Source organism: Roseovarius spongiae, assembly GCF_003651245.1.
GTDB classification, from domain to species: domain Bacteria; phylum Pseudomonadota; class Alphaproteobacteria; order Rhodobacterales; family Rhodobacteraceae; genus Roseovarius; species Roseovarius spongiae.
In genome coordinates, this window is the sequence record NZ_RAPE01000001.1 from 1,173,752 (window position 1) to 1,199,218 (window position 25,467).

Here is a 25,467-nt window from a genome sequence, read left to right on the forward strand (position 1 = left end):
CGGCAGGGCTGCGCCATGACCAGACGTCGAGCGGCGAAAACCGTCCGCGGCGACGCGAAAAGGGGCCGCGGCGAAATGCGCGGCCCCTTTCCTGAGGTTTCTTCGAGGAAACTGGCCCGGTGGCGCGGGTCAGTCCGCGGTCTTGAAGTGGAACTCGCCGCCTTCCTTGATCCCGCTCGGCCAGCGCGAGGTGACCGTCTTGGTCTTGGTGTAGAAGCGGAAGGCGTCGGGGCCGTACTGGTTGAGGTCGCCAAAGCCCGATTTCTTCCAGCCGCCGAAGGTGTAGTAGGACAGCGGCACCGGGATCGGGAAGTTGACGCCGACCATGCCGACATTCACCCGATCCGCATAGTCGCGCGCGGTGTCCCCGTCGCGGGTGAAGATCGAGGTGCCGTTACCCATCTCGTGCGACGAGGCAAGATGCAGCGCCTCCTCGTAGGAGCCGGCGCGCAGGGTCGAGAGCACGGGGCCGAAGATCTCCTGCTGGTAGATATCCATGTCGGGGGTGACGTGGTCGAAGAGGTGCGGCCCGACGAAATGGCCGTTCTCGTAGCCTTGCAGCTTGAAGTCGCGCCCGTCGATCACCAGCTTCGCGCCCTGTTCGATCCCCGATTCCACCAGCCCCTCGATCCGGCGCTTGGCCTCAACGGTGATGACGGGGCCGTAATCCACGTCGTCGCCCGAGGTGTAGGGCCCGATCTTGAGGCTGTCGATGCGCGGCTTGAGCTTCTCGATCAGGCGGTCGGCGGTCTCGTCGCCCACGGGGACGGCCACCGAGATCGCCATGCAGCGTTCGCCCGCCGCGCCGTAGCCCGACCCCACCAGCGCGTCGGCGGCCTGGTCGAGATCCGCGTCGGGCATGATGATCATGTGGTTCTTGGCGCCGCCGAAGCACTGCGCGCGCTTCCCGTTCGAGCAGGCGCGCCCGTAGATGTATTGCGCGATCGGCGTGGAGCCGACGAAGCCCACTGCCTGGATCGTCTCGTTGTCGAGGATGGCGTCAACCGATTCCTTGTCGCCGTTGACGACCTGGCAGACGCCGTCGGGCAGCCCGGCCTCGGTCCACAGCTCGGCCAGCATCAGCGGGCAGGACGGGTCGCGCTCGGAGGGCTTGATGATGACGGAGTTGCCGGCGGCGATGGCCGGGCCCATCTTCCACAGCGGGATCATCGCCGGGAAGTTGAAGGGCGTGATGCCCGCCACCACGCCAAGCGGCTGGCGCATGGAGTAGATGTCGATGCCGTTGCTGGCGTTGACCGAATATTCCCCCTTGAGGAAATGCGGCGCGCCGATGCAGAATTCGATCACCTCGAGCCCGCGCTGCACGTCGCCCTTGGCGTCGGGCAGGGTCTTGCCGTGTTCGCGGCTGATCGCCTCGGCCAGCTTGTCCATGTCGCGATGCAGCAGGCGGATGTATTCCATCAGCACGCGCGCGCGCTTCTGCGGGTTGACGGCGGCCCACTTGGGCTGCGCCTCCGCGGCGGATGCGACGGCGCGGTCGAGCTCTTCGGCGGTCGCCAGCGGCACGCGCGCCTGCACTTCGCCGGTAGCCGGGTTGTAGACGTCGGAGAAGCGACCCGACGCGCCCTTGACATGCGCGCCGTCGATGTAATGCGTCAGTTCCTTCATGGAATCCTCCTGTTCTGGTTCGGGCTCAACCTACTCTTGCAAATATTCGTGGAAAAGGGGCAATCTGACAAAGAGGATTTGCATTAATGCAGGGGCGCGCGGATGGACAGCCAGTGGGACGATCTCAAGGTGTTCCTCGCCGTCGCGCGCGCCGAGAGCCTGTCGGGCGCGGGCCGCATCCTCAAGGTCGACCCCGCCACCGTCGGGCGGCGCATCGCGCGGCTCGAACGGGCGCTGAAGGCGGCGCTCTTCGCCAAGTCCCCGCAGGGCTACGCGCTGACCAACGAGGGGCAGCGTCTGATGGACCACGCGATGCGCGCCGAGCAGGAGATGCTGGCCGCGTTCGAGGACGTGGGCGGGCACGGGCGGCAGTTGAGCGGGCAGATCAGGCTCGGGGCGCCGGACGGCATGGCGAATTTCGTGCTGCCCCAGGTCTGCACCGGCATCGTCGAGCAGAACCCCGATCTCGAGATCCAGATCGTCGCGCTGCCGCGGATCATCAACCTGTCCAAGCGCGAGGCCGACATGGCCATCGCGGTGAGCGCGCCCTCGGCCGGGCGGCTCAGCGTGCAGAAGCTGACCGACTACCACCTGCACCTGGTCGCGTCGCGCAACTACCTAGAGAAATCCGCGCCGCTCAACACCCGCGCGGATCTGCGCCATCACCGGATCATCGGCTACATCCAAGACATGATCTTCGACAAGGAGCTGGATTACCTGGCTGAAACGGGGCTCGACCGGGTCGACCTCGCGAGCAACTCGGTTTCCGTGCAGTTCAGCTGGCTGCGGCAGGCGGCGGGGATCGGGATCATGCACGACTTCGCGATCCCCTATGCGCGGGGGCTGGTGAAGGTGCTGGAGGACGAGATCAGCCTGACCCGCAGCTTCTACCTTGTGCGCCATGCCGAGGACCGCCGGCTCGAGCGGATGAACCGCTTTGCGGAGGCGCTGGCGCGCGGCATCCGGCGCGAGGTCGCGCGGCTGGAAGACCGGGCCTGATCGCGTGGCGGGCGGCGGCGCTTGACAGGTTTCGCGGGATGGGGGACGCTGAAAGCGAAAAGCAACAAGAAGGGGCGACGCGATGCTGGTGCAGCAAATCCTGAAGGCCAAGGGCGACAGCGCGGTCATCACCGTCAAACCCGGCACGCTGGTTTCGGACGCGGCGCGCATCCTGGCCGAGCGGCGGATCGGCGGGCTGGTGGTGTCGCGCGACGGCGAGGACGTGGCCGGCATCCTGTCCGAGCGCGACATCGTGCGCTCGCTCGCCGTGCGCGGCGCGTCCTGCCTGGGCGAGAAGATCGACGACATGATGACCCGCAACCCGGTCTGCGCGGCGCTTCAGGACACCTCGGACGGGGTGCTGGCGCGGATGACGGACGGGCGGTTCCGCCACATGCCCGTGGTCGAGGACGACAAGCTCGTCGGGATCGTGACCATCGGCGACGTGGTCAAGGCGCGCCTGCAGGAACTGTCGATGGAGAAGGACGCGCTCCAGAGCATGATCATGGGGCATTGAGGCAGCGGCGCCGAGGGCTTGCAAACCGGCCTTCGCTGCTGCTTTCTGCGCGGATGAGATTCCCGAATCCGAATCCGAAGACGGAGACACCTGATGCGCATCGGCCTTTATCCCGGCACGTTTGATCCGATCACGCTGGGCCATATCGACATTATCCGCCGCGGCTGCCTGTTGGTGGACCGGCTGGTAATCGGTGTTGCAATCAACCGTGACAAGGGGCCGCTCTTTTCGCTGGAGGATCGCGTGGCGATGATCGAGGCGGAGGCCGGGAACCTGGCCGCGGGCACCGGCGCCGAAATCGTCGTGCATCCGTTCGAGAACCTGCTGATCGACTGCGCCCGGGACGTCGGGGCGCAGGTGATCCTGCGCGGGCTTCGGGCGGTGGCCGATTTCGAGTATGAATTCCAGATGGTCGGCATGAACCGCGCGCTCGACGCGTCGGTCGAGACCGTGTTCCTGACGGCGGACGCCCATTACCAGGCGATCGCGTCCAAGCTGGTCAAGGAGATCGCCCGCCTCGGCGGTGACGTGAGCAAGTTCGTCACCCCGCCGGTCAATGCCGCCCTGCTGGAGAAATTCGCCTGACGGCAGGGCGAAAAACTCTTCACAGAAGAGTTTTTCCCAAGACTATTGTGAAAATAGTCTTGGATCAGCGCCAGAACGCCATCCACTCGATAAGCTCCGCGCCCTTGCGCGCGAGGAAAATCAGCCCCTCGGAGTCCTGGCGGATGTAATCGACCAAGAGCGCGCCGGCGACGATCAGCCCGATCCCGATGGCGATCCTGTTGGTCATGGCGAGACTCTTTTCCGAACGGCTGCGGCCCCGCCGGGTATGCCTGACGGGGCCGCAGCGCGCAAGCTGTGCGAATACGCGTTTACTTCAGCCGGCCCATGTGGGCGGCGAGGTCGGCCATGCGCACCGAGAAGCCCCATTCGTTGTCGTACCAGGCCAGCACACGCACCAGCCGCCCGCCGGTCACGCGGGTCTGGGCGGGGGCGAAGATGCTGCTTTCGTCGGTGTGGTTGAAATCCACGCTGACCTTGGGTTCGGGGTCATAGGCGAGGATACCCTTCATCGCGCCGTTCGCGGCTTTCTCGACGATGGCGTTCACCTCGTCCTCGGTCACGTCGCGCGCGGCGAGGAAGGTGAGATCCACCGCCGAGACATTGGGCGTCGGCACCCGGATGGCCGAGCCGTCGAGCTTGCCCTTGAGGGCGGGCAGCACCTCGCCCAACGCCTTCGCGGCGCCGGTGGAGGTCGGGATCATCGACATCGCCGCGGCGCGCGCGCGGTAGAGATCCTTGTGCCGCCGGTCCAGCGTCGGCTGATCGCCGGTATAGGCGTGGATCGTGGTCATGATGCCCGACTCGATGCCGATGCCTTCGTGCAGCACCTTGGCCAGCGGGGCGAGGCAGTTGGTGGTGCACGAGCCGTTCGAGATCATCCGCTCGTCGGCGCGCAGGTCCTCGTGGTTCACGCCCATCACTACGGTGCGGTCGACATTCTTGCCGGGCGCCGAGAGCAGCACCTTGCCCGCGCCGCGCTCGAGATGCTTGCCGGCCTTTTCGCCGTCGTTGAACTTGCCCGTGCATTCCAGCAGCACGTCGACGCCTGACCAGTCGAGTTCGTCAAGGTCGTAGGTCGAAAACATCTGCATCGGGCCGCGCCCGAGATCCATCGTGCCGTCGCCAAGCGTGATCTCGTTCGGAAAGCGGCCATGCACGCTGTCATACTTGATGAGATGCGCCGCGGTTTCCAGCGGGCCGGTCGCATTGACCTTGACCACCTGCACATCGTCGCGGTTTGACTGCGCAATATGCGCGAGCGTCGCGCGGCCGATCCGGCCGAAGCCGTTGATGCCGAGTTTGACTGTCATGGGAACTCTCCTGTTTCGGCTTGGGTTGAGGGGCGTATAGTCCGCGCCGCCGAGCCGTGAAAGGTGTAAAACGGCCCCTGCGGCGTGATAGCGTTAACGGATCCGGGCCGCGCCGCAGGTGCGCGATGCGCAGGAGTTTGCAGGCGGGCGGTGACGCGCGGTACCGGGCCGACGGGGAGACATGCGATGAGCGGATTGCTGGCGCTGCTGGACGACGTGGCGGCGATCGCCAAGGTTGCGGCGGCCTCGGTCGACGACGTGGCGGCGCAGGCGGCCAAGGCGGGCGCCAAGACCGCCGGGGCGGTGATCGATGACGCAGCGGTCTCGCCCGGCTACGTGCAGGGCTTCGCGCCGGCGCGCGAGTTGCCCATCGTCGGGCGCATCGCGCTGGGGTCGATCCGCAACAAGCTGCTGATCCTGCTGCCAGCGGGGCTGTTGCTGTCGAACTACGCGCCCTGGCTGATCCCGATCCTGCTGATGCTGGGCGGCGCGTATCTGTGTTTCGAGGGGGCCGAGAAGGTCTGGCGCAAGCTGTTCGCGCCAGCCGGGCACGGTGACGGGGCAGAGGACGCGAAGGGCGATCCCAGGCATCTGGAGGAAAGAAAGATCGCGGGTGCGATCAAGACCGATTTCATCCTTTCGGCCGAGATCATGACCATCGCGCTTGCCGCGATTCCCGAGAGCGGGTTCTGGATGGAGGCGGCGACGCTCTTCGTCGTGGCGGTGGGGATTACCGTGGCGGTCTACGGCAGCGTGGCGCTGATCGTGAAGATGGACGATATCGGCCTGCTGATGAGCAGGAAGGGCCGGCTGCGCCTCACGCGGTCGGCCGGGCGCGCGATCGTGGCGGGGATGCCCGGGTTCCTGGCGCTGTTGCTGGTGGTGGGTACGGCGGCGATGCTCTGGGTCGGCGGGTCGATCCTGGTGCATGGGGCGCATGAACTGGGCTGGCATGCGCCGGACGCGCTCATCCGAAGCGCCGTGGCCGGTGTGCTGGAAGGGCGCGGCGGCGCATATGCAGGAGCGCTCGGCTGGGGCTTGACGGCGCTGATGGACGCGGTGCTGGGTCTTGCGGTCGGGCTGGTTCTCATCCCGATCGGCACACGGGTGATCGGGCCGCTCTGGGGCCGGCTGCGACGGCTCAACCCGGTCGTATGAGCGGGTTAACCTGTCGCTAACCATGATGTGCCAGTGTCGGGCGGATGACCGTGCCGATGCGATACCCCGAACACGAAACCTGGCTTTACGCCGTCTTCGCCTCCAAGGCGGCGATCAAGGGCGGCGTGGTGCGCCGCGCGGTGCGGGACGTGGAGCGGTTGATGGGGCGCCGCGCCTTTGAGGCCGAGGTGCGCCGGCGCGGGTTTCACATGGTCGAGAACGCCGGCCAGTTCATCGTATTCTGCAACGACGAGCCGGTCCATGTAGTGTGCTGAACCAAAACTCTTTTCCAAAGAGTTTTGGGAAGACTTTTCAGGGAAAAGTCTTCCCTCTCGGCGCTCAGAGCAGCGCCTTGACCCTTTCCGCGACGACCTCGGCGGTGATGCCGAATTTCTCGAACAGCACCTCGGCGGGGGCTGACGCGCCGAAGCGGTCCATGCCGACGAAATCCGTCTTGGCCGCCTTGCCGCGCTCGCCGCAGAGCCAGCGGTCCCAGCCCATGCGCGCCGCCGCCTCGACGCCGACGCGCACCGGCCCGGCGGGCAGCACGCGGCGACGATAGGCCTCGTCCTGCGCCTCGAACAACTCCCAGCAGGGCATGGATACGACGCGGGCGCCGATGCCTTCGGCCTGCAACATCTCGCGCGCCTGCATGGCCACCTGCACCTCCGAGCCGGTGGCGATCAGGATCGCCTGCCGCTTGCCCTCGGCCTCGGCCAGCACGTAGGCGCCCTGCGCGCTGAGGTTCTTGTTGCGATGCTCGGTCCTGAGCGTCGGCACGCCCTGGCGCGTGAGCGACAGCACCGAGGGCGTCGACGTGCTGGCGAGCGCCAGTTCCCACGCCTCGGCCGTCTCGATCGTGTCGCAGGGGCGGAACACCATCGTGTTGGGCGTGGCGCGCGAAATCGCAAGGTGTTCGATGGGCTGGTGGGTCGGGCCGTCCTCGCCCAGCCCGATACTGTCATGTGTCATCACGAACACGGTCGGAACCTGCATCAACGCGGCGAGTCGCATCGCCGGGCGCGCGTAATCGGTGAAGCACATGAACGTGCCGCCATAGGGGCGGACGCCGCCATGCAGCGCCATGCCGTTCATCGCCGCCGCCATGCCGTGTTCGCGGATGCCGTAATGGACATAGCGGCCCTTGCGGTTGTCGGTGTCGAAAAGGCCGAGATCGCCGGTTTTCGTGTTGTTCGACCCCGTCAGGTCCGCCGAGCCGCCGACGGTCTCGGGCATGATCGGATTCACGACCTCGAGCACCATCTCGGACGACTTGCGGGTGGCGACCTTGGGCGCTTCCTCGCTGATCTGTTTCTTCAGCGCCTTGATCCGGGCGCCGAGTTTCTTCGGCGCCTCGCCGGCGATCACGCGGGCGAATTCCTTTTGCCGCCGCTCGGAGGCCTCGCCCATCCGGTCCTGCCACGCAGCGCGCTCGGGCGCGCCGCGGCGACCGATCTCTTCCCAGGCGGACTTGATGTCGGCGGGCACCTCGAAGGGGCCGGCGGTCCAGCCATAGGCGGCCTTGGCGGCGGCGTTCTGCGCGTCGTCGGTCAGCGCGCCGTGGCCCTTGGACGTGTCCTGCGCCGCGTGCCCCAGCGCGATATGCGTCTTGCAGGCGATCATCGTCGGACGGCGGCCCTTCTTGGCCTTCTCGATGGCCGCGTCGATCTCGTCCGGGTCATGCCCGTCGATCTCGATCACCTGCCAGCCCGCGGCGCGGAATCGCTTGGGCTGATCGGTGCGGTCGGCGAGGTCCACCTCACCGTCGATGGTGATCGCGTTGTTGTCCCAGAAGACGATGAGCTTGCCCAGGGCCTGCCGCCCGGCGAGCGTGATCGCCTCCTGGCTGACGCCTTCCATGAGGCAGCCGTCGCCGGCGACGACGTAGGTGTGGTGATCCACCAGCTTGCGCCCGAAGCGCGCGCGCAGCATTTCCTCGGCCATCGCGAAACCCACGGCGTTGGCGATCCCCTGGCCCAGCGGACCGGTCGTGGTCTCGATCGCGTCGGCGAGAAAATTCTCGGGATGGCCCGCGGTGCGCGCGCCCCACTGGCGGAAGTCCTTGATCTGCGACAGCGGGAACTGCGCGTCGCCCACGAGATGCAGCAGCGAGTAGAGCAGCATGGAGCCATGCCCCGCGCTCAGGATAAAGCGGTCGCGATCGGGCCAGTCGGGGGCGGAGGCATCGAATTTCAGATGCTTGCCGAACAGCACGGTGGCCACGTCGGCCATCCCCATCGGCATGCCGGAATGGCCGGAATTCGCCGCGTCGACCGCATCCAGCGTCAGCGCGCGGATGGCGGTCGCCTTGGACCAGTGATCGGGATGGGCTTGGCGCAGGGCGGCGATATCCACGGGTGCATTTCCTTCGGGTGGGGGGCAACTGTGAGGCTGAATATCAGCCCGGAGCCAAAGTTCAAGCGCCCGTCGCGCGCCCCTGCGGCGGCCTCGAAGTGAAGAGTGGCGCGCAACTTGCGAGCGATGCGGCGCTTTTCGGGAACTCTGTGATTCAGAAACCGGCAAAAACACACTAGACTTGGCTGAAATCAGGCCGAAAGGCGATTCGCACGGCCGCCCGACAGGAGCGAGGACAGGGACGAGATGAGCGAAATTGACGCCATGCAGGGGCGGATCATGGCCGCGCTGGACCGGATCGGCCAGGGGCTGGACGCGCTCGGGCCGCAGGGCGCGCCGGGTCCGAGCGACGAGCTCGAGGCGCTGCGCGCGCAGCTCGAGGATGAGAAGCTCGCCAATGCGCAGCTCAAGGAGCGGGTCAAGCAGCTCGGAGCAAGGGTGAAAGAGGCCGAGGAACGGGCCGACGCCGCCGTGTCCGACGCCCAGAGCGCAAGCCGCGCGGGCGCGTTGCGCAGCCTCGACGCCGACTTGCAGGCGCTGCGCCACGCCAACCAGCAGTTGCGCGACAACAACGCCGCCCTGCGCGAGGCCAACGCCACCGGCGTGGTCGAGCCCCACTTGATCAACAAGGCGATGATGGCCGAGCTCGAAGGTCTGCGCGCCGCGCGCGCGGCCGACCGCGCCGAGGTCGAGGCGGTTCTTAAGGAGCTCGACCGGCTCGTGGCGTCGGCGGGCGAGTCCGGCGCGGCCGGCGACGCGCCGCAGAAGGAGGAAAGCTGATGCCCGAAGTGGATATCGAGATCGGCGGGCGAACCTTCCAGGTGGCCTGCCAGGAGGGCGAAGAGCATTACCTGCAATCCGCCGCCAAGATGCTTGACGACGAGGCCTCGGCGCTGATCTCCCAGATCGGGCGCATCCCGGAATCGAGGATGCTGTTAATGGCCGGTCTGATGCTTGCCGACAAGACCGCCGGCATGCAGGACAAGCTGCGCGAGGCCGAGGACCGGATGGCCGAGAAGGAGGCCGAACTCGGCCAGTTGCGCAACGCCCCCGCGCCGGAACCCGAACGCATCGAGGTGCCGGTCGTGCCGCCTTCGGTGAGCGATACGCTTGCCGAGATCGCCGCCCGCGCCGAGGCGCTCGCCGAGACGGTCGAGGAGAAGCGGGCCGAAAGCGGCGGCGCGACTCCGAACGAAGGCTGACGCGGCGCATGCCGCGCCCGGCGGGCCGGGCGGGTTGCGTCGGGACGTCTTCGCGGAGGTCGGCGCGCCCGTGCCGGTCGGGGAATGGATCGCCCGGAACATTGCCCGAACATCTTTATCTCGGGCATGAACCCCGCTAAGCTGCGCGCCATGAGCAGTTCTTCCGATTCCGACGCCTTCGAGGCCGCGTCGCTCTCCGCGCGGGCGGTCGGCGCGCGCGGCGCGCCCTATCTCGACGATCTCAACCCCGAACAGCGCCGCGCGGTCGAAACTCTCGATGGCCCGGTCCTGATGCTCGCCGGGGCCGGCACGGGCAAGACCAAGGCGCTGACCTCGCGCATCGTGCATCTGCTCAACACCGGGCGCGCGCGCCCGAACGAGATCCTCGCCGTCACCTTCACCAACAAGGCCGCGCGCGAGATGAAAGAGCGCGTGGGGCGGATGCTGGGCCGCGATATCGAGGGGATGCCGTGGCTCGGCACATTTCACGCGGTCTGCGTGAAGCTCCTGCGCCGGCACGCGGAGCTTGCCGGGTTGAAGTCGAATTTCACGATCCTGGACACCGATGATCAGGTCCGCCTGTTGCGCCAGCTCGTGCAGGCGGCGAATATCGACGACAAGCGCTGGCCGCCGCGCGTTCTGGCCGGAATCATCGACAACTGGAAGAACCGCGCCTGGACGCCCGACAAGCTGCCCGCGTCCGAGGCGAGCGCCTTTGACGGCAAGGGCCCGGCGCTCTATGCGCAATACCAGGCGCGGCTGAAGGAGCTCAACGCGGTCGATTTCGGCGACCTGCTCTTGCACGTGGTCACGATCTTCCAGACCCATGACGACGTCTTGCAGCAATGCCGGCGCTGGTTCCGCTACATTCTCGTCGACGAATACCAGGACACCAACGTGGCGCAGTATCTCTGGCTGCGCCTTCTGGCGGGCGGGCATCAGAATATCTGCTGCGTGGGCGACGACGACCAGTCGATCTATGGCTGGCGCGGCGCGGAGGTGGGCAACATCCTGCGCTTCGAGAAGGATTTTCCCGGCGCGCATGTGGTGCGGCTGGAGCAGAATTACCGCTCGACCCCGCATATCCTCGCCGCCGCTTCGGGCGTCATCGCGGGCAACAGGGGGCGTCTGGGCAAGGAGCTCTGGACCGAGACCGAGGAAGGCGAGAAGGTCCGCCTGATCGGCCACTGGGACGGCGAGGAGGAGGCGCGCTGGATCGGCGAGGAGATCGAGGCGATGCAGCGCGGCACGCGGCGGCAGCGGCCCTTCGGCCTTGACGAAATGGCGATCCTCGTGCGGGCCTCTCACCAGATGCGCGCCTTCGAGGACCGGTTCCTGACGATCGGTCTGCCCTACCGCGTGATCGGCGGCCCGCGCTTCTACGAGCGGCTCGAGATCCGCGACGCGATGGCCTATTTCCGCGTCGTGACCAGCCCGGCCGACGACCTCGCCTTCGAGCGGATCGTGAACACGCCCAAGCGCGGCCTCGGCGACAAGGCGCAGCAGAAGATACAGATCACCGCGCGCGAACACGGCGTGCCGCTGGTCGAGGGCGCGCGCATCCTGCTCGAACAGGGCGGGCTTGGCGGCAAGGGCGGCGCGGAGTTGCGCAAGCTGATCGACGGCCTCGCGCGCTGGGGGCGGCTTCTGGGCGAGGACACGGTCGGCCACGTGGAGCTTGCCGGGCAGATCCTCGACGAAAGCGGCTACACCGAGATGTGGCAGAACGACAAGACGCCCGAGGCGCCGGGGCGGCTCGAGAACCTCAAGGAGCTGGTCAAGGCATTGGAGCAGTTCGAGAACCTGCAAGGGTTCCTTGAGCACGTGAGCCTCATCATGGACAACGAACAGGCCGAATCGGGCGAGAAGGTCAGCATCATGACGCTGCACGCCGCCAAGGGGCTGGAGTTTCCGGTCGTCTTCCTGCCGGGCTGGGAGGACGGGCTGTTCCCCTCGCAACGCTCGATGGACGAAAGCGGGGAAAAGGGGCTCGAGGAGGAGCGCCGGCTCGCCTATGTCGGCATCACCCGCGCCGAGGAGGTCTGCACGATTTCCTTCGCCGGCAACCGGCGGGTGTTCGGCCAGTGGCAATCGGCGCTGCCCTCGCGCTTCATCGACGAACTGCCCGAAGCGCATGTCGAGGTGCTCACCCCGCCGGGCCTTTACGGCGGCGGCTACGGCGCCGCGGCGGGCGGCGTGCAGAACAGCGTCGACGCGCGCGCGGCCAGGGCGGATGTCTACAACTCGCCCGGCTGGAAGCGGATGCAGGCCCGCGCCGGGCAGCGCCCCCTGTCGCAGCCCGCAGAGACGCGCAACACGGTGATCGACATGAAGGCGGTCAGCAGTCACACCATGGGTGAACGGGTGTTTCACCAGAAATTCGGCTATGGCGCGGTGGTCGGGATCGAGGGCGACAAGCTCGAGGTCGACTTCGAGAAGGCGGGGACCAAGAAGGTCGTCGCGCGCTTCATCTCGGCGGCGGACGACATCCCCTTCTGAAGCCGAGCGCCCGCGGCCCCCGTGCCGCAACCTGCCTGCATCCTGCCGCAATCGGCTGTTGCGCGCGCGCCCCGCGCTGTTACCGTGGGAGTCCGAGGTGCCGCAACCGGGCTGACGCCCGCGCGCGGAGAATTGGGAAGCCGGTGAAAGGCCGGCACTGCCCCCGCAACGGTAAGGGAGGGGATCGCGCAACATGCCACTGGGCCCGATAGGTCCGGGAAGGCGCTGCGATCACCGGGCCGCGAACGCCCGACCGCCCGAGTCCGGAAACCAGCCCCGGGACAACCGAAACCGCGAGGGGCGGTGCGGACGGTTTTCGGGCATGTCGCGCCCGTCCGATTCGCCTTTTCCCTCGCCCCGCATGGCCCGGGGTGTGGCCAGGGAGAAGACGACATGACAGCGACACGAATCATCGAGGGACTGGAACGCAGCCCCGCCACCGGCAGCGCGGCGCAGGACGTGGCGCGGCTGGGTTTTCTCGAATGGGCCTTCACCGGGGACGAGGCGGCGCAGGACGCGCTGAACGCCGTCGCGGCGCAGCGTGTGCGCAGCGACGCGGCGCGCGCCTTCGTGGACCTTCTGCACGACGCCTGCCAGCCGCTCTGCCGCGCGCCGGGGCGGCGCAGGCGGGCGAGGGCGCACTGAGCGGCGCTTTCGCTTTGCGCCCGCGCGGCCTACAGTCGGCGGCAAGCAGAACGGAAGGGGACGCGGCATGGCCGATCTGGAAACGCGAATCGCGCAAGGCCGGGGGGATGCCCCCGCCGATCTGGTGCTGCGCGGCGGGCGGGTGTTCGACCTCGTGACCGGCGCGCTGCTGGAGGGCGATGTCGCGATCTGCGGCGACGCCATCGTCGGGACGTGCGAGGGCTACGAGGGGCGCGAGGTGGTGGACGTGAGCGGCCTCACGCTCGTCCCCGGTTTCATCGATACGCACCTGCATGTCGAGAGCAGCCTGGTCACGCCTTACGAGTTCGACCGCTGCGTCGCGCCCCACGGGATCACGACCGCGATCTGCGACCCGCACGAGATCGCCAACGTGCTGGGCGTGGACGGGATCAGGTGGTTTCAGCGCGCCTCGGAGAACATGGTGATGGACCTGCGCGTGCAGCTCAGTTCCTGCGTGCCCTCGACCGACATGGAGACCTCGGGCGCGCGCATCGACGCCGCCGCGCTGGCAAAGCTGCGCGGTCATCCATCGGGGATCGGTTTGGCGGAATTCATGAATTATCCCGGCGTGATACACCGCGATCCTGACGTGATGGACAAGCTCACCCTGTTCGAGGGAAGGCATATCGACGGGCACGCGCCGCAGCTTTCGGGGTGCGATCTCAACGCCTATCTGGCCGCCGGCATCCGCACCGAGCACGAGGCGACCACCGCCGCGGAGGCGCGCGAGAAGCTGCAGAAGGGAATGCGGGTGCTGATCCGCGAAGGATCCGTATCCAAGGACTTGCACGCGCTGCAACCGCTGCTGGACGAGCGAAGCGCGCCATACATCTGCCTGTGCACGGACGACCGCAACCCGCTCGACATTGCGGAGGAGGGGCATCTCGATCACATGATCCGCACGCTCATCGCGCTTGGCGCGCCGGTGCTGGCCGCCTATCGCGCCGCGTCGCTGTCGGGGGCCGAGGCCTTCGGGTTGCGCGATCGCGGGCTGATCGCGCCGGGGCGGCGTGCGGATATCGTGGCGGTCGGCTCACTTGAGGATTGCGACGTAAGGATGGTGTTCTGCGCCGGGCGACAGGTCGGGCCTGACGCCTTCGCCGCGCGCGCGCCGCTCGCGCCAATCGGGCGGCGCTCGGTCACGGCGCCGCCGCTTGACGCTGCGAGCTTCCGCGCGCCGGGCAACCGCGAGGATACGGATGTGATCGGCATCAAGGAGGGGCTGATCCTCACCGAGCATCTGCGCGAGAAGATCGCCATCGAGGACGGCGACAAGCGTCCCGACCCCGAACGCGACCTCGCCCGCGTCGCGGTGATCGAGCGGCACGGGAAGAACGGCAACATCGCCACCGGATTCGTGCGCGGTTTCGGCCTGCGCGCGGGCGCCATCGCTTCGACTGTATGTCACGACCATCACAATATCGCCTGCGTGGGCGTCGACTACGCCGACATGGCGCTGGCGGCGAACCGTCTGGCCGAGATCGAGGGCGGCTTCGTGGTGGCGGAGGGGGGCGAAGTGCGCGCCGAACTGGCTCTGCCGGTCGCCGGACTGATGAGCCTCGCGCCGTTCGAGGAGGTGCAATCAGACCTCGCGCGGCTGCACGACGCGGCGCGCGCACTTGGCGTGACGCTGCGCGAGCCGTTCCTGCAACTGGCGTTCCTCGCGCTGCCGGTGATCCCCGCGCTCAAGATCACGGATCGCGGCATGGTCGACGTCACCCGCTTCGAGATCATCGGCTGAGTTGGGCGGCGGCGTATGGTAGGCCCGGCAGGACTTGAACCCGCAACCAAAGCGTTATGAGCGCTCTGCTCTAACCAGTTGAGCTACAGGCCCGCCATGTGTCGCGTCGTAGTCAGCGGCGCGCGGCGCGTCAAGGCTTTCGCGATTGCGCGCGTGGTGGGGATGGTCTAATCCGGCGCCAATTGCGGGGATGCGCCATGACCGACACGAAACAACCCATCACCTATGCCGACGCGGGCGTCGATATCGACGCGGGCAATGCGCTGGTCGAGCGGATCAAGCCGGCCGCCAAACGCACCGAGCGGCCCGGCGTCATGGCCGGGCTGGGCGGATTCGGCGCGCTGTTCGATCTGAAGGCGGCCGGCTACGATGATCCTGTCCTCGTCGCGGCGACGGACGGGGTGGGCACGAAGCTGCGCATCGCGATCGACACCGGCCATGTCGGCGGCGTGGGGATCGACCTGGTCGCGATGTGCGTCAACGACCTTGTCTGTCAGGGGGCGGAGCCGCTTTTCTTTCTGGACTATTTCGCCACGGGCAAGCTGCGCGCCGACGCGGCCGCAGAGGTGATAGAGGGCATCGCCGAGGGTTGCGCGCGTGCGAACACCGCGCTGATCGGGGGCGAGACGGCCGAGATGCCGGGCATGTATGACGGCCACGACTTCGACCTCGCCGGGTTCGCCGTGGGCGCGATGGAGCGGGGCGCGGCGCTCCCCGCGGGCGTCGGCGCGGGCGACGTGCTGCTGGGGCTCTCGAGCGACGGGGTGCATTCCAACGGCTATTCGCTCGTGCGCAAGCTGGTGCAGGTCTCGGGCCTCGGATGGGAGGCGGACTGCCCCTGGGCCGGGGACGGCACGCTGGGCGCGCATTTGCTGACGCCGACGCGGCTTTACGTGCGCCCCGCGCTGGCGGCGATCCGCGCCGGGGGCGTTCATGCGCTGGCGCATGTCACCGGCGGCGGGCTGACCGAGAACCTGCCGCGCGTGCTGCCCGAGGGGCTTGGCGCGCGGATCGATCTGGACGCATGGACGCTGCCGGGCGTGTTCCGCTGGCTGCGCGAGACCGGCGCGCTGGACGGCGCGGAGATGCTCAAGACCTTCAACTGCGGGATCGGCATGATCCTCGTCGTGGACGCGGGCGCCGCCGAAGGCTTGGTCACGCTGCTCGAGGCGGGCGGCGAGACGGTGACGCGGCTGGGCGAGGTCGTCGAGGGCGCGGGCGTGCGGTATGACGGCGCGCTCGGCTGATGAAGCGGGTCGCCATCCTGATCTCGGGGGGCGGGTCCAACATGGTCGCCCTCGCGCAGAGCATGACGGGCGCTCATCCGGCGCGGCCCTGCCTCGTCTTGGCCAACAGCGCGGACGCGGGCGGACTGCAACGCGCCGCTGACATGGGCGTGCCGACGGCGGTGGTCGATCACCGCCCGCACAGGGGCGACCGGGCGGCGTTCGAGGAAGAACTGCACGGCGTCGTTGCGGCGCACCGCCCCGACATCGTCTGCCTTGCCGGGTTCATGCGGGTGCTGACCGAAGGCTTCGTCGGCCGCTGGCGGGGGCGGATGATCAATATCCACCCGTCGCTTCTGCCGAAATACCGCGGGCTTGGCACCCATGCCCGCGCGCTCCACGCCGGCGAGGCCGAGCATGGCTGCACGGTGCACGAGGTCACGCCGGCGCTCGATGACGGGCCGATCCTCGGGCAGGGGCGGGTGCCGGTGCGCGCGGACGACACGCCTGACAGCCTCGCCGCGCGTGTGCTGGAGATGGAGCACCGGCTTTATCCGGCGGTGCTGCGGCGCTTCGCGGCGGGGGATCGCACGCCGATCCACCTGCCCTGAGGGCGCGCAAATCGGGGCGTTTTCATTCCGCGCGCGCTGCCGTATAGAAAGCCCCATCCGGGGGCCAATGAGCCACAACGCGAAAGAAGCAAAACCACCCCATGCAGACTATCACCACTACCGAAGCTCTCGCCGCCTTCTGCGCGGAGGCTGCGAAACAGCCCTACGTCACCGTCGATACGGAATTCCTGCGCGAGCGGACCTATTATTCCAAGCTCTGCCTCGTGCAGCTCGCCATGCCGGGCGAGGATGACGACAGCGCCGCGCTGGTCGATCCGCTAGCGGGGGATATCTCACTTGAGCCGCTTTATGACCTTTTCCGCAATGAGAACGTGGTCAAGGTGTTCCACGCCGCGCGCCAGGATCTCGAGATATTCTATATCGACGCAGGCCTGATCCCGACGCCGCTGTTCGACACGCAGGTCGCGGCGATGGTCTGCGGCTTTGGCGAGCAGGCCGGCTATGAAACGCTGGTCAAGCGGATCGCGCGCCAGCAGGTCGACAAATCCTCGCGCTTTACCGACTGGTCGCGCCGCCCGCTGTCGGAGGCGCAGAAGAAATACGCGCTGGCCGACGTGACGCACCTGCGCAAGATCTACGAGTACCTCGCGCGCGAGCTTGAGAAAAGCGGGCGCGACAAGTGGGTGGCCGAGGAAATGGCCGTGTTGAACGACCCGGAGACCTACGTGACGCACCCCGAGAACGCCTGGCGGCGGATCAAGACCCGCAACAATTCGGGGCGGTTCCTCGCCATCGTGCGCGAACTGGCGCGGTTCCGCGAAGCCTACGCACAGGCCCGCAACATCCCGCGCAACCGGGTGTTCAAGGACGACGCGCTGGTCGAACTGGCCGCGACCAAGCCCGCCACGCCGCAGGATCTCGGACGCTCGCGCCTGCTCTTGCGCGAGGCGCGCAAGGGAGAGATCGCCGAAGGTATCCTCGCGGCGGTGGAGGCGGGGCTGGCCGTGCCGCCCGAGGAGCAGCCGAAGCCCAACGACAGCCGCGACCGGATGCAGGTCAATCCGGCCATCGCCGATCTGCTGCGGGTGCTGCTCAAGGGCGTCTCCGAGCGCGAGGGCGTCGCTTCCAAGCTGATCGCGACCGCCTCGGACCTCGACGCGATCGCCGCCGGGCGCCGCGATGCGCCCGCCCTCAAAGGCTGGCGCGGCGAGGTGTTCGGGGAGGAGGCGCTGAAGCTCTGCGACGGCAGGATCGCGCTCTGCGTCGAGGGCAGCGCGATCGGAACAGTGACGCTCTGAGCGCCCGACGGCCCGCGCACTTCCGGCGTCCTTTTCTCCTTGCCTCTTCAGGGCAGGAATGCATGGTGCGGTGGTAGCAGAAGTTACCAAGTTGAGCCGCTGCCATGACGGACCTCTGGGGCGGGCTGTATGCGGCGGCGCGTCTTCTCATCACGCTCGACCCCGATCTCATCGAGATCGCGCTGCGCTCCTTGCGGGTGACGCTGAGCGCGCTGGCGATCGCTTGCGTGATCGCGCTGCCGCTGGCGGCGTTGCTGGCGGTGCGCCGTTTCCGGCTGCGCCGCGCGACCATCGCGATTCTCAACGCGCTGATGGGGCTGCCGCCGGTCGTCGTCGGGCTCGTGGTCTACGTGCTGCTGTCGCGCGCCGGGCCGCTTGGCGTGCTGGGGCTGCTGTTCACGCCGACGGCGATGATCATCGCGCAGGTGATCATCATCGTGCCGCTGGTCGCCTCGATCGCGCACCAGTCGCTGCGCGAACTCTGGGCGGAGTATCACGACCTGCTGATCTCGCTCGACACGACGCAGCGCCAGCGGATCGCCACGCTGCTCTGGGACGGGCGGCGCTCCTTGCTGACGGCGGCGCTGGCCGGGTTCGGGCGCGCCATCGGCGAGGTCGGCGCGATCATGGTGGTGGGCGGCAATATCGACCACGCCACCAGGGTGATGACCACCGCCATCGCGCTCGAGACCGGCAAGGGCAATTTCGCCCTCGCGCTCGGTCTCGGCTTCGTGCTGATCGCGCTGGCCATCGCGGTGAACCTCGCGATCCACTGGCTCAGCCGGACGGAACGGGGGCAGCAATGGTAGAGATGCTGCCCCTCGTCGCGACCGGCGTCACCGTGACGCGCCGCGGCAAGCGGCTGATCGGGCCGGTCGACCTGAATATAGAGGGCGACGGCGTCACCGTCGTCATCGGTCCCAACGGCGCGGGCAAGACGACGCTGTTGCAGGCGCTGCACGGCATCACGCGGCTCAATGCCGGGACCGTGCGCTGGGCCTGCCCGGCGACGCAGGCGCGCCGCGCGCAGGCATTCGTGTTCCAGACTCCGGTGATGCTGCGTCGCTCGGTGCTGGAGAACCTGATCTACCCGCTGCGGGCGGGCGGCATGGCCCGCAAGGCGGCGCTGGCGCTCGGGCGGGAGTGGTGCGGGCGCATCGGGCTCGGCGCGGCCGAGGGCCGGCCCGCCACCGTGCTGTCGCGCGGCGAGAAGCAGAAGCTCGCCATCGCGCGGGCGTTGATCATCGAACCGGCCGTGCTGTTTCTCGATGAGCCGAGCGCCTCGCTCGACGGGGGCGCCACGCGCGAGGTCGAGACCCTGATCGAAACTGCCGCGAAAGGCGGCACGCGGGTGATCCTGTCCACCCATGACATGGGCCAGGCAAGGCGGCTGGCGCGCGACGCGGTGTTCCTGCTGCGGGGCAGGGTGCACGAACGCGGCCCGGCCCCCGAGTTTTTCCATTCCCCCGGAACGGCGCAGGCCCGCGCCTTCCTGGCGGGCGATATCGTAGAGTAACAGTGAAGGAGACTGCGAGATGTTGAAACACCTGGTATCGGCGGCCATCGCCACCGTTCTGATCGCGCCGCTGGCGCATGCCGAAGCCATGAAGATGGCGGTGACCACGTCGTTCGAGAATTCCGGGCTCGCCGAGGTGCTGCTGCCCGCGATCAAGGAGGATACCGGAATCGACGTGCAACTGCTGGTCGTCGGCACCGGCCAGGCGCTGCGCCTGGGCGAGGCGGGCGATGTCGATGCGGTGCTGGTTCACTCAAAGGCGGCGGAAGAGAAATTCGTCGCCGATGGCGACGCGACCCACCGGCGCGAGATCATGTATAACGACTTCGTCCTCATCGGCCCCGAAGACGACCCCGCCGGCATCGCCGAGTCCGAAAGCGCGCCCGCCGCGTTCAAGGCCATCGCCGAGACCGAGGCCCCCTTTGTCAGCCGCGGCGACGACAGCGGCACCAACAAGAAGGAGCTGAGCCTGTGGGCCGCCATCGGGCTCAAACCCGATGCGCTTGGCGACTGGTACAAGCCGGTCGGCGCGGGCATGGGCGCCGCGCTCAACACCGCTGCCGGTATCGACGCCTACATCATGTCCGACCGGGCCAGCTGGCTCAACTTCGGGAACAAGGGCGATCTGGCGCTGCTCTATTCGGGCGATCCATTGCTGTTCAACCAGTACGCCTACCTGCCGGTGAACCCGGACAAGGGCGATCACATCCGCAACGACCTTGCGCAGAACCTCGAGGAGTGGCTGACGAGCGACCGCGCCAAGGAGCTGATCGACGGCTACCGCATCGCCGACCAGCAACTCTTCACCTTCAACGCCGAGCAGACGGACGCATCGCAAGCGGCCGAATGAGCGCCTGAACCGGCTGTGCCCGCAGCAACGGGATCATCCCCGATGCGGGCGCAGCGCCTTTCGCAGATCGGCGATCATGGCGTCGCGACGGGCCGCCATTTCGTCGTGGCTTTCGTCGCCGGCGGCCTCGGCCGCGCCCCGAACCAGCATCGCGATGGTTTCGTCGTCGAGCACGGGCGCGCCCATGTCGTCCCACCAGCCGTTGAACGTGTCGCGGAAATGGTCGCAGAACGCCTGTAAGCCGCCCGCCGCCCCGAGGCTGAAAAGCGCGGTCGGCCCCATCAGCGCCCAGCGCAGCCCAGGCCCGGCCCACATGGCGCGGTCCACGTCGCCGACACTGGCCACGCCCTGCTGCACGAGGTGGATCGCCTCGCGCCAGACCGCAGCCTGAAGGCGGTTCGCCACATGGCCCGGCGCCTCGCGGTTAAGCCGGATCGTCACTTTGCCCACCGCCTCGTAGAAGCGCAGCGCATCCTCGACCACGCCCGGCGCGGTGGCGTCGTTGCCCATCACCTCGACCAGCGGGATGAGGTGCGGCGGGTTGAACGGATGCCCCAGCACGAGGCGCGCCGGATCGCTGAAGCCGGGCTGCATCTGCCCCAGCGTCAGCCCCGAGGCGGAGCTGGCGACGATGGCGCCCGGTTCGAGGGCCGGCTCGATTTCCGCAAAGAGCGTGTGCTTGACCTCCAGCCGCTCGGGCACGCTCTCCTGCACGAAATTCGCCCCTTCGACCGCCGCGCGCGCATCCGCGCAAAAGCGCAGCGCGTCCGGCGTTCCCCGCGCCGCAAGCCCGAGTTCCTCGAGCGTCGGCCAGGCGGCCTCGACATAGCGGCGCAGCCCGTCCTCGGCCTGAGGCGCCGGATCATGCACCGCGACCGAGCGCCCCGAGGCGAGGAACAGCGCGGTCCAGCTCGCCCCGATCACCCCCGCGCCGAGGCTTGCGACATGCGTGATCTCCATCAGAACACTCCCGGTCTGAGCGGCGAGGCGGCGGTCATGCCGCCATCCACCGTGAAACAGGCGCCGCTCACGTAGGCGGCCGCGTCCGAGGCGAGCCAGGCCACCATGTTCGCGATGTCCTCGGGCGTTCCCATCCGCCCGACCGGATGGCGCGTCAGCGCGTCGCGCCGCGCCGCCTCGGGATCGCGCGCCAGCGCGAATGCGTCCTCGGCCATTTCGGTCATGATCCAGCCCGGGCAGACCGCGTTGCAACGCACGCGCGGCCCGTGATCGACGGCGATTGAGCGCGTCAGCCCGTGCACGCAGGCCTTGGACGCATTGTAAAGCGCCATCGACGGGTCCGCGGCCCGCCCCGAGATGGAACCGATATTGACGATGGAGCCGCCGCGCCGCTCCATCCCCGGCAGGACCGCACGGCACATGTTGAAGACGCCCCGGCAGTTGACGCCCACCACCGCGTCCCAATCCGTATCGCTGCTCTCGGTCACGGTCTTCTCGACCTGCACGCCCGCGTTGTTGACCAGCAGGGCCGCGTCGCCTGCCGCCTCATTGATGCGCTCCGCGTCACCGGGGCGCGCCACGTCCGCCTGCACCCAGTCGACCGCCGTGTCGAGATCGTCGGGCCGCGCCCCACGTCCGCAGGTCACCACCTTGTATCCCTCCGCCGCCAGGCGCGCCACGATCGCCCGCCCAATCCCGCGCCCCCCGCCAGTCACGATCGCCACACCGCTACCCATTAGGACCCCGTGCTTTCAATGTTCCACAAATACTCATTCCCACCTCTCTTACAGGCGCATCTGCTGGACCTGCGCGCTCAGGCCGCCGTCCAGCACCCATAGCTGCCCCGAGGCATAGCGCGCCTCGTCCGATGAGAGCCAGTTGACGAGGTTCGCGATATCCTCGGGCGTGCCGTAGCGGCGCAGCGGATGCACGTCGCGCACCGCCTGTTGCAGATCATCGATGGACTTGCCCCCGCCGCCCGAGCCCTCGCCGCCGAAGAAGCTCTGCAACATCGGGGTGTCGATATAGCCCGGGCAAACCGCGTTGACGCGGATGCCCTCGGGGCCGTGGTCGCAGGCCATCGCGCGGGTCAGCGCGTGAACCGCGCCCTTGGTCGCGCAATAGGCGGCAAGACCCGGATCGGCGATGAACCCGTCGTATGAGCCGAAATTGACGATGCTGGCCCCGCCGGTCTGGCGCGCGGCCGCGCGCAGCAGGGGCAGGGCGTGCTTGGAGGTCAGGAACGTGCCGGTGACGTTGACGGCAAAGCTGCGGTTCCACTCCTCGAGCGTCGTGTCCTCGATGGTCTTCTCGATTTCGATTCCGGCGGCGTTGACGAGAATGTCGAGCCGGCCCCGCGCCTGCGCCACCAGCGCCATCACGGATTTCGCGTCCTCCTCGCGCGTCACGTCAAACCGGACGAATTCCGCGCTGTCCGCGCCCTCATCGCCAAGCGATCCGCCCTCGCTCAGGTCGGCGGCATAGACCGTGGCCCCTTCGCGCAGGAGGCGCGCGCAGATCGCGCGCCCGATCCCGCCGCGCCCGCCGGTGACGAGCGCGGTTCGGCCCGCCAGCGTCATGGCCCTTCCTCCCGAAACGGGGGATAGCGGTAGCGCGCGGCGGCGACGGTCCAGTCCATGTGGTTGCGCACGTATTCGCCGGACGCGTCGCGCGGCGGGTCGTAGTCCCACACCGCGCCCGCGCCCGCCTCCATCGCCGCGTGCAGCGCGTGGCGCGATTTCTGCGTGGCGATCACGTCGGCGCGCAGCTGCGCGCTGTCCCAACGCTCCGCGACCTCGGCGGCGAACCGGGCGGCGGCTTCGCCATAGGCCGGATCGCGCGCGCGGTTCACCAGCTCGTCGGGGTCGTCGGCCAGGTCGTAGAGCTGCGGCGGATCGGCGTCGCAATGGATGTATTTCAGCGCGCCGCGCCGGATCATGAAGACCGGGGCCGGCGTCATCTCGGCGCAGTATTCGCCGATCGCCACGTCCTGCGCGTCCCGCTCGCCGCGCGCCAGCGGCATGAGCGAGCGTCCGTCGACCGGCTCGCCCAGAATGTCGGGGCCGCCGCCCGCGATCTCGATCAGCGTTGGCAGCATGTCCACCAGCGAACAGGCGTTGGGCGCGCTGCCTTGGGCGATGCCCGGCCCGGCCATGATGAGCGGCACGCGCGCGGAATGCTCAAAGAAGGTCATCTTGTACCACAGCCCCCGCTCGCCCAGCATGTCGCCGTGATCGGCGGTGACGATGACGACCGTTTCCCCCAGCGCGCCGGTTTCCTCGAGCGCGCGCAGGATTTCCCCGAGCTTGCTGTCGAAATAGCTCACATTGGCGAGGTAGGCGCGGCGTGCGCGGCGCACCTCCGCGTCGGTGAGCGGGACGTAGGACGCCTCGATCCCGTCCATCACCCGGCGCGAGAACGGATCCTGCTCTTCTGGCGCGAACACGTTGGCGGGCATGTCGATTTCGTCGTCGGTATAGAGATCCCAGAACTCGGGTCGCGCGACATAAGGGTCGTGCGGGTGGATGAAGCTCGCCACCAGCGCAAAGGGCGCATGCGCCCCCGCGGCCCGGTCTCGGGCGCGGTCAAAGAGCCAGCGCCGCGCGGCAAAGCTCACCTCCTCGTCATAGTCGATCTGGTAGGTGGCCTGCGCGACGCCGCTTTCTTTCACCGTCTGCATGTTGTGATACCACTTGTCGATCCGCTCGTCCGGGGCCTCCCAGTCGGGCGTCCAGGCGAAATCGGCCGGGTAGATATCGGTGGTCACGCGGTCCTGGAACCCGTGCATCTGATCGGGACCGATGAAATGCATTTTCCCTGACAGACAGGTGTGATAGCCGAGCATCTTGAGGTAATGCGCGAAGGTCGGGACGCTGGCGCGGAACTCGGACGCGTTGTCATAGGCGGCGATCCGGCTGATGAGCTGCCCGGACATGAACGCAAAGCGCGACGGCGCGCAGAGCGGCGCGTTGCAATACGCCGCGTCAAAGCGCATCCCCCGCGCGGCGAGCGCATCCATATGCGGCGTCCTAGCGACCTGATAACCGTAGGCGCCGCAGAATTGCGGGGCCAGTTGATCCGCCATGACGATGACGATGTTGGGCCGCGTCATCCGCGTGGCCCTCCGCATTTTCTTCGCATGATGAAAATGGAGTGGAGAACATTCGTGCGAATTTTCCTGCCCTCAGCCATTCGCCGCCTCCCGGTAGGCGTCGAGGACGAGGCCGTGGAAATGATGCACGGCATGTTCCGATTTTCCCGACCCGGAGGGGTCGTTGACGATGCGCCCCTGGGTAAAGGCGGGCGTGGCCATGCCGCGCTGCACGCTTTCGACCAGCGCGATGTCCTCGACCTGCAACACCTCGTCGAGATAGCGGATCGCGTCCAGCTCCATGGGGTCCGGCTCGGGCGTCTCGAGGTAGAAATCATAGGTCTCGCGCGTGCGGTCCGGCCCCACGGGAATGACGTTCAGCACGATCATCGAGGACCGCCCCGGGTAGCGCATCAGGCAGGTCGTCGGCCAGAGCCACCAGACCGCGTGGGTGCGCACGGTCGCGTTGCTCACGTCATAGGCGCTGTTCGCGCCCTTGCCCGCGTCGGCCATGTGCGAGGAATAGATGCCGTGGGTGGTCACCTTGTAGGTGTCCATGTCCACGAGATCGCAGAAATCCTTGTGCGCGGTGGGGCAGTGATAGCATTCAAGAAAGTTGTCGATGACGTTCTTCCAGTTCGACCTGATATCGTAGGTAAGCCGGTGGCCGAAGGTCAGCCGGTCGATATCGGGCGCCCAGTGCCTGATCTCCGTGCCTAGGTTTCCGGATTGCTCGGCAAGGTCAGTGGCTTCGGGGTCGAGATTCACGTAAATGAAGCCGCAGAACTCCTCGACCCGGACCTGGTCGAGACAGATCGCGCCGGGGTCGAAATCCCTCAGATGCTCGGTCTCGGGCGCACGGACCAGCCCGCCGTCGAGCCGGTAGACCCAAGCGTGATAGGGGCACATGATGCGCGTGGTGTTGCCTTCGCCGCTCAGCAACTGGTGCGCGCGGTGCTTGCAGACGTTCCAGAAGGCGCGCAGCGCGCCTTCGCGGTCGCGCACGACGGCGATGGGCTGGCCGGCGATCTCGGTGGCGACATAGCTGCCGGGGTCGCGCAGTTTCTCGACATGGCAGACCCATTGCCAACTGCGCCCGAGGATCGCGCGCCGGTCGGCCTCGAACCACTTCTGCTCGGTATAGGCGTCGGCGCGCAGCGAGAGCGATCGCCCGCTGTCGGACGAATAGCCCTGCGAGATATGATCGACATCAAGATCGGTGAGGCAGGCGGACATGGCGGAACTCCGGGCGGGGCTGACCAGGGCGATATGTTTCAGAGTGGCGCTTTCGCGGATCGGGGATTGTGCATG

Annotated in this window: 25 protein-coding genes, 1 tRNA gene and 1 riboswitch; of the genes, 16 read left to right on the top strand and 10 right to left on the bottom strand. The window is 67.8% G+C overall.

Annotation, left to right across the window (positions count from 1 at the left end; all coding sequences use genetic code 11):
• Positions 1-129: 129 nt before the first annotated feature.
• The gene (locus tag D6850_RS05425; RefSeq protein ID WP_121164505.1) at positions 130-1,629 is read right to left on the bottom strand and encodes a CoA-acylating methylmalonate-semialdehyde dehydrogenase; all 1,500 of its coding nucleotides are present in this window, start codon (positions 1,627-1,629) and stop codon (positions 130-132) included.
• Between the two features lie 102 nt (positions 1,630-1,731).
• On the opposite strand from D6850_RS05425, the gene D6850_RS05430 reads away from it, so the two are divergent.
• The 3 genes from D6850_RS05430 (at position 1,732) to coaD (ending at position 3,730) form a co-directional block, all read left to right on the top strand.
• Positions 1,732-2,628, top strand: coding sequence for a LysR family transcriptional regulator (locus D6850_RS05430; protein ID WP_121164507.1), 897 nt, complete (start codon positions 1,732-1,734; stop codon positions 2,626-2,628).
• An 82-nt stretch (positions 2,629-2,710) separates the two neighbouring features.
• Entirely contained in the window at positions 2,711-3,145 is a 435-nt protein-coding gene (locus D6850_RS05435) for a CBS domain-containing protein (protein ID WP_121164509.1), read from the top strand.
• A 93-nt stretch (positions 3,146-3,238) separates the two neighbouring features.
• Entirely contained in the window at positions 3,239-3,730 is a 492-nt protein-coding gene (gene coaD, locus D6850_RS05440) for a pantetheine-phosphate adenylyltransferase (RefSeq protein WP_121164511.1), read from the top strand.
• 64 nt (positions 3,731-3,794) lie between these two features.
• Here coaD and D6850_RS19405 read toward each other — a convergent pair whose 3' ends face one another.
• On the bottom strand, positions 3,795-3,938 hold the full coding sequence (locus D6850_RS19405; RefSeq protein WP_166433997.1) for a hypothetical protein: 144 nt from the start codon (positions 3,936-3,938) through the stop codon (positions 3,795-3,797).
• Between the two features lie 82 nt (positions 3,939-4,020).
• Positions 4,021-5,022 carry a type I glyceraldehyde-3-phosphate dehydrogenase gene (gene gap / locus D6850_RS05445; RefSeq protein ID WP_121164514.1) on the bottom strand — a complete coding sequence of 334 codons (1,002 nt, stop codon included), beginning with the start codon at positions 5,020-5,022 and terminating at the stop codon, positions 4,021-4,023.
• Positions 5,023-5,208: 186 nt separating this feature from the next.
• Here gap and D6850_RS05450 point away from each other — a divergent pair, with 186 nt between their 5' ends.
• Together D6850_RS05450 and D6850_RS05455 are read left to right on the top strand one after the other, a co-directional pair.
• Positions 5,209-6,180 (top strand): DUF808 domain-containing protein, encoded by a 972-nt coding sequence (locus tag D6850_RS05450; protein WP_121164516.1) that lies wholly within the window; start codon positions 5,209-5,211, stop codon positions 6,178-6,180.
• Between the two features lie 56 nt (positions 6,181-6,236).
• Positions 6,237-6,455: an N-(5'-phosphoribosyl)anthranilate isomerase gene (locus tag D6850_RS05455; RefSeq protein WP_245964100.1), complete on the top strand. Its 219-nt coding sequence runs from the start codon at positions 6,237-6,239 to the stop codon at positions 6,453-6,455.
• A 64-nt stretch (positions 6,456-6,519) separates the two neighbouring features.
• On the opposite strand, the gene tkt is transcribed toward D6850_RS05455, so the two are convergent.
• A complete protein-coding gene (gene tkt / locus D6850_RS05460) occupies positions 6,520-8,535 on the bottom strand; it encodes a transketolase (protein ID WP_121164520.1) in 2,016 nt (671 codons plus the stop codon).
• Positions 8,536-8,781: 246 nt separating this feature from the next.
• Here tkt and D6850_RS05465 point away from each other — a divergent pair, with 246 nt between their 5' ends.
• From D6850_RS05465 to ade, 5 genes are all read left to right on the top strand, one after another.
• Positions 8,782-9,315, top strand: coding sequence for a hypothetical protein (locus D6850_RS05465; protein WP_121164522.1), 534 nt, complete (start codon positions 8,782-8,784; stop codon positions 9,313-9,315).
• Positions 9,315-9,737, top strand: a complete 423-nt coding sequence (locus D6850_RS05470) for a cell division protein ZapA (protein ID WP_121164524.1) — start codon at positions 9,315-9,317, stop codon at positions 9,735-9,737. Before D6850_RS05465 ends, D6850_RS05470 begins: the two co-directional genes overlap by 1 nt.
• A 150-nt stretch (positions 9,738-9,887) precedes the next feature.
• A complete protein-coding gene (locus D6850_RS05475) occupies positions 9,888-12,236 on the top strand; it encodes an ATP-dependent helicase (RefSeq protein WP_121165141.1) in 2,349 nt (782 codons plus the stop codon).
• Positions 12,237-12,314: 78 nt separating this feature from the next.
• A riboswitch (cobalamin riboswitch) is annotated at positions 12,315-12,529 on the top strand.
• Positions 12,530-12,629: 100 nt separating this feature from the next.
• Positions 12,630-12,881 (top strand): hypothetical protein, encoded by a 252-nt coding sequence (locus D6850_RS05480; RefSeq protein ID WP_121164526.1) that lies wholly within the window; start codon positions 12,630-12,632, stop codon positions 12,879-12,881.
• Positions 12,882-12,948: 67 nt separating this feature from the next.
• On the top strand, positions 12,949-14,643 hold the full coding sequence (gene ade, locus D6850_RS05485) for an adenine deaminase (RefSeq protein ID WP_121164529.1): 1,695 nt from the start codon (positions 12,949-12,951) through the stop codon (positions 14,641-14,643).
• 16 nt (positions 14,644-14,659) lie between these two features.
• On the opposite strand, the gene D6850_RS05490 is transcribed toward ade, so the two are convergent.
• Positions 14,660-14,736, bottom strand: a tRNA-Ile gene (locus D6850_RS05490).
• A 104-nt stretch (positions 14,737-14,840) separates the two neighbouring features.
• Here D6850_RS05490 and purM point away from each other — a divergent pair.
• The 6 genes from purM to D6850_RS05520 all read left to right on the top strand — a co-directional run bounded on the left by purM (position 14,841) and on the right by D6850_RS05520 (position 20,105).
• Entirely contained in the window at positions 14,841-15,890 is a 1,050-nt protein-coding gene (gene purM, locus D6850_RS05495; RefSeq protein WP_121164531.1) for a phosphoribosylformylglycinamidine cyclo-ligase, read from the top strand.
• Entirely contained in the window at positions 15,890-16,480 is a 591-nt protein-coding gene (gene purN / locus D6850_RS05500; protein ID WP_121164533.1) for a phosphoribosylglycinamide formyltransferase, read from the top strand. Before purM ends, purN begins: the two co-directional genes overlap by 1 nt.
• A 101-nt stretch (positions 16,481-16,581) precedes the next feature.
• Positions 16,582-17,739, top strand: coding sequence for a ribonuclease D (rnd, locus tag D6850_RS05505; RefSeq protein ID WP_121164535.1), 1,158 nt, complete (start codon positions 16,582-16,584; stop codon positions 17,737-17,739).
• 104 nt (positions 17,740-17,843) lie between these two features.
• A complete protein-coding gene (locus tag D6850_RS05510; protein ID WP_121164537.1) occupies positions 17,844-18,548 on the top strand; it encodes an ABC transporter permease in 705 nt (234 codons plus the stop codon).
• Positions 18,542-19,255 carry an ATP-binding cassette domain-containing protein gene (locus D6850_RS05515; protein WP_121164539.1) on the top strand — a complete coding sequence of 238 codons (714 nt, stop codon included), beginning with the start codon at positions 18,542-18,544 and terminating at the stop codon, positions 19,253-19,255. Before D6850_RS05510 ends, D6850_RS05515 begins: the two co-directional genes overlap by 7 nt.
• Before the next feature lie 19 nt (positions 19,256-19,274).
• Positions 19,275-20,105: an ABC transporter substrate-binding protein gene (locus D6850_RS05520; RefSeq protein WP_425452355.1), complete on the top strand. Its 831-nt coding sequence runs from the start codon at positions 19,275-19,277 to the stop codon at positions 20,103-20,105.
• Positions 20,106-20,138: 33 nt separating this feature from the next.
• On the opposite strand, the gene D6850_RS05525 is transcribed toward D6850_RS05520, so the two are convergent.
• The 5 genes from D6850_RS05525 to D6850_RS05545 all read right to left on the bottom strand — a co-directional run bounded on the left by D6850_RS05525 (position 20,139) and on the right by D6850_RS05545 (position 25,392).
• On the bottom strand, positions 20,139-21,065 hold the full coding sequence (locus tag D6850_RS05525) for a 3-hydroxyacyl-CoA dehydrogenase NAD-binding domain-containing protein (protein WP_121164541.1): 927 nt from the start codon (positions 21,063-21,065) through the stop codon (positions 20,139-20,141).
• Positions 21,065-21,802 carry an SDR family NAD(P)-dependent oxidoreductase gene (locus D6850_RS05530; RefSeq protein WP_121164543.1) on the bottom strand — a complete coding sequence of 246 codons (738 nt, stop codon included), beginning with the start codon at positions 21,800-21,802 and terminating at the stop codon, positions 21,065-21,067. Before D6850_RS05530 ends, D6850_RS05525 begins: the two co-directional genes overlap by 1 nt.
• A gap of 48 nt (positions 21,803-21,850) precedes the next feature.
• On the bottom strand, positions 21,851-22,645 hold the full coding sequence (locus D6850_RS05535) for an SDR family NAD(P)-dependent oxidoreductase (protein ID WP_121164545.1): 795 nt from the start codon (positions 22,643-22,645) through the stop codon (positions 21,851-21,853).
• Entirely contained in the window at positions 22,642-24,177 is a 1,536-nt protein-coding gene (gene betC / locus D6850_RS05540) for a choline-sulfatase (protein ID WP_121164547.1), read from the bottom strand. The genes D6850_RS05535 and betC overlap by 4 nt, the downstream gene beginning before the upstream one ends.
• 72 nt (positions 24,178-24,249) lie before the next feature.
• Positions 24,250-25,392, bottom strand: coding sequence for an aromatic ring-hydroxylating oxygenase subunit alpha (locus D6850_RS05545; RefSeq protein ID WP_121164549.1), 1,143 nt, complete (start codon positions 25,390-25,392; stop codon positions 24,250-24,252).
• Positions 25,393-25,467 lie beyond the last annotated feature (75 nt).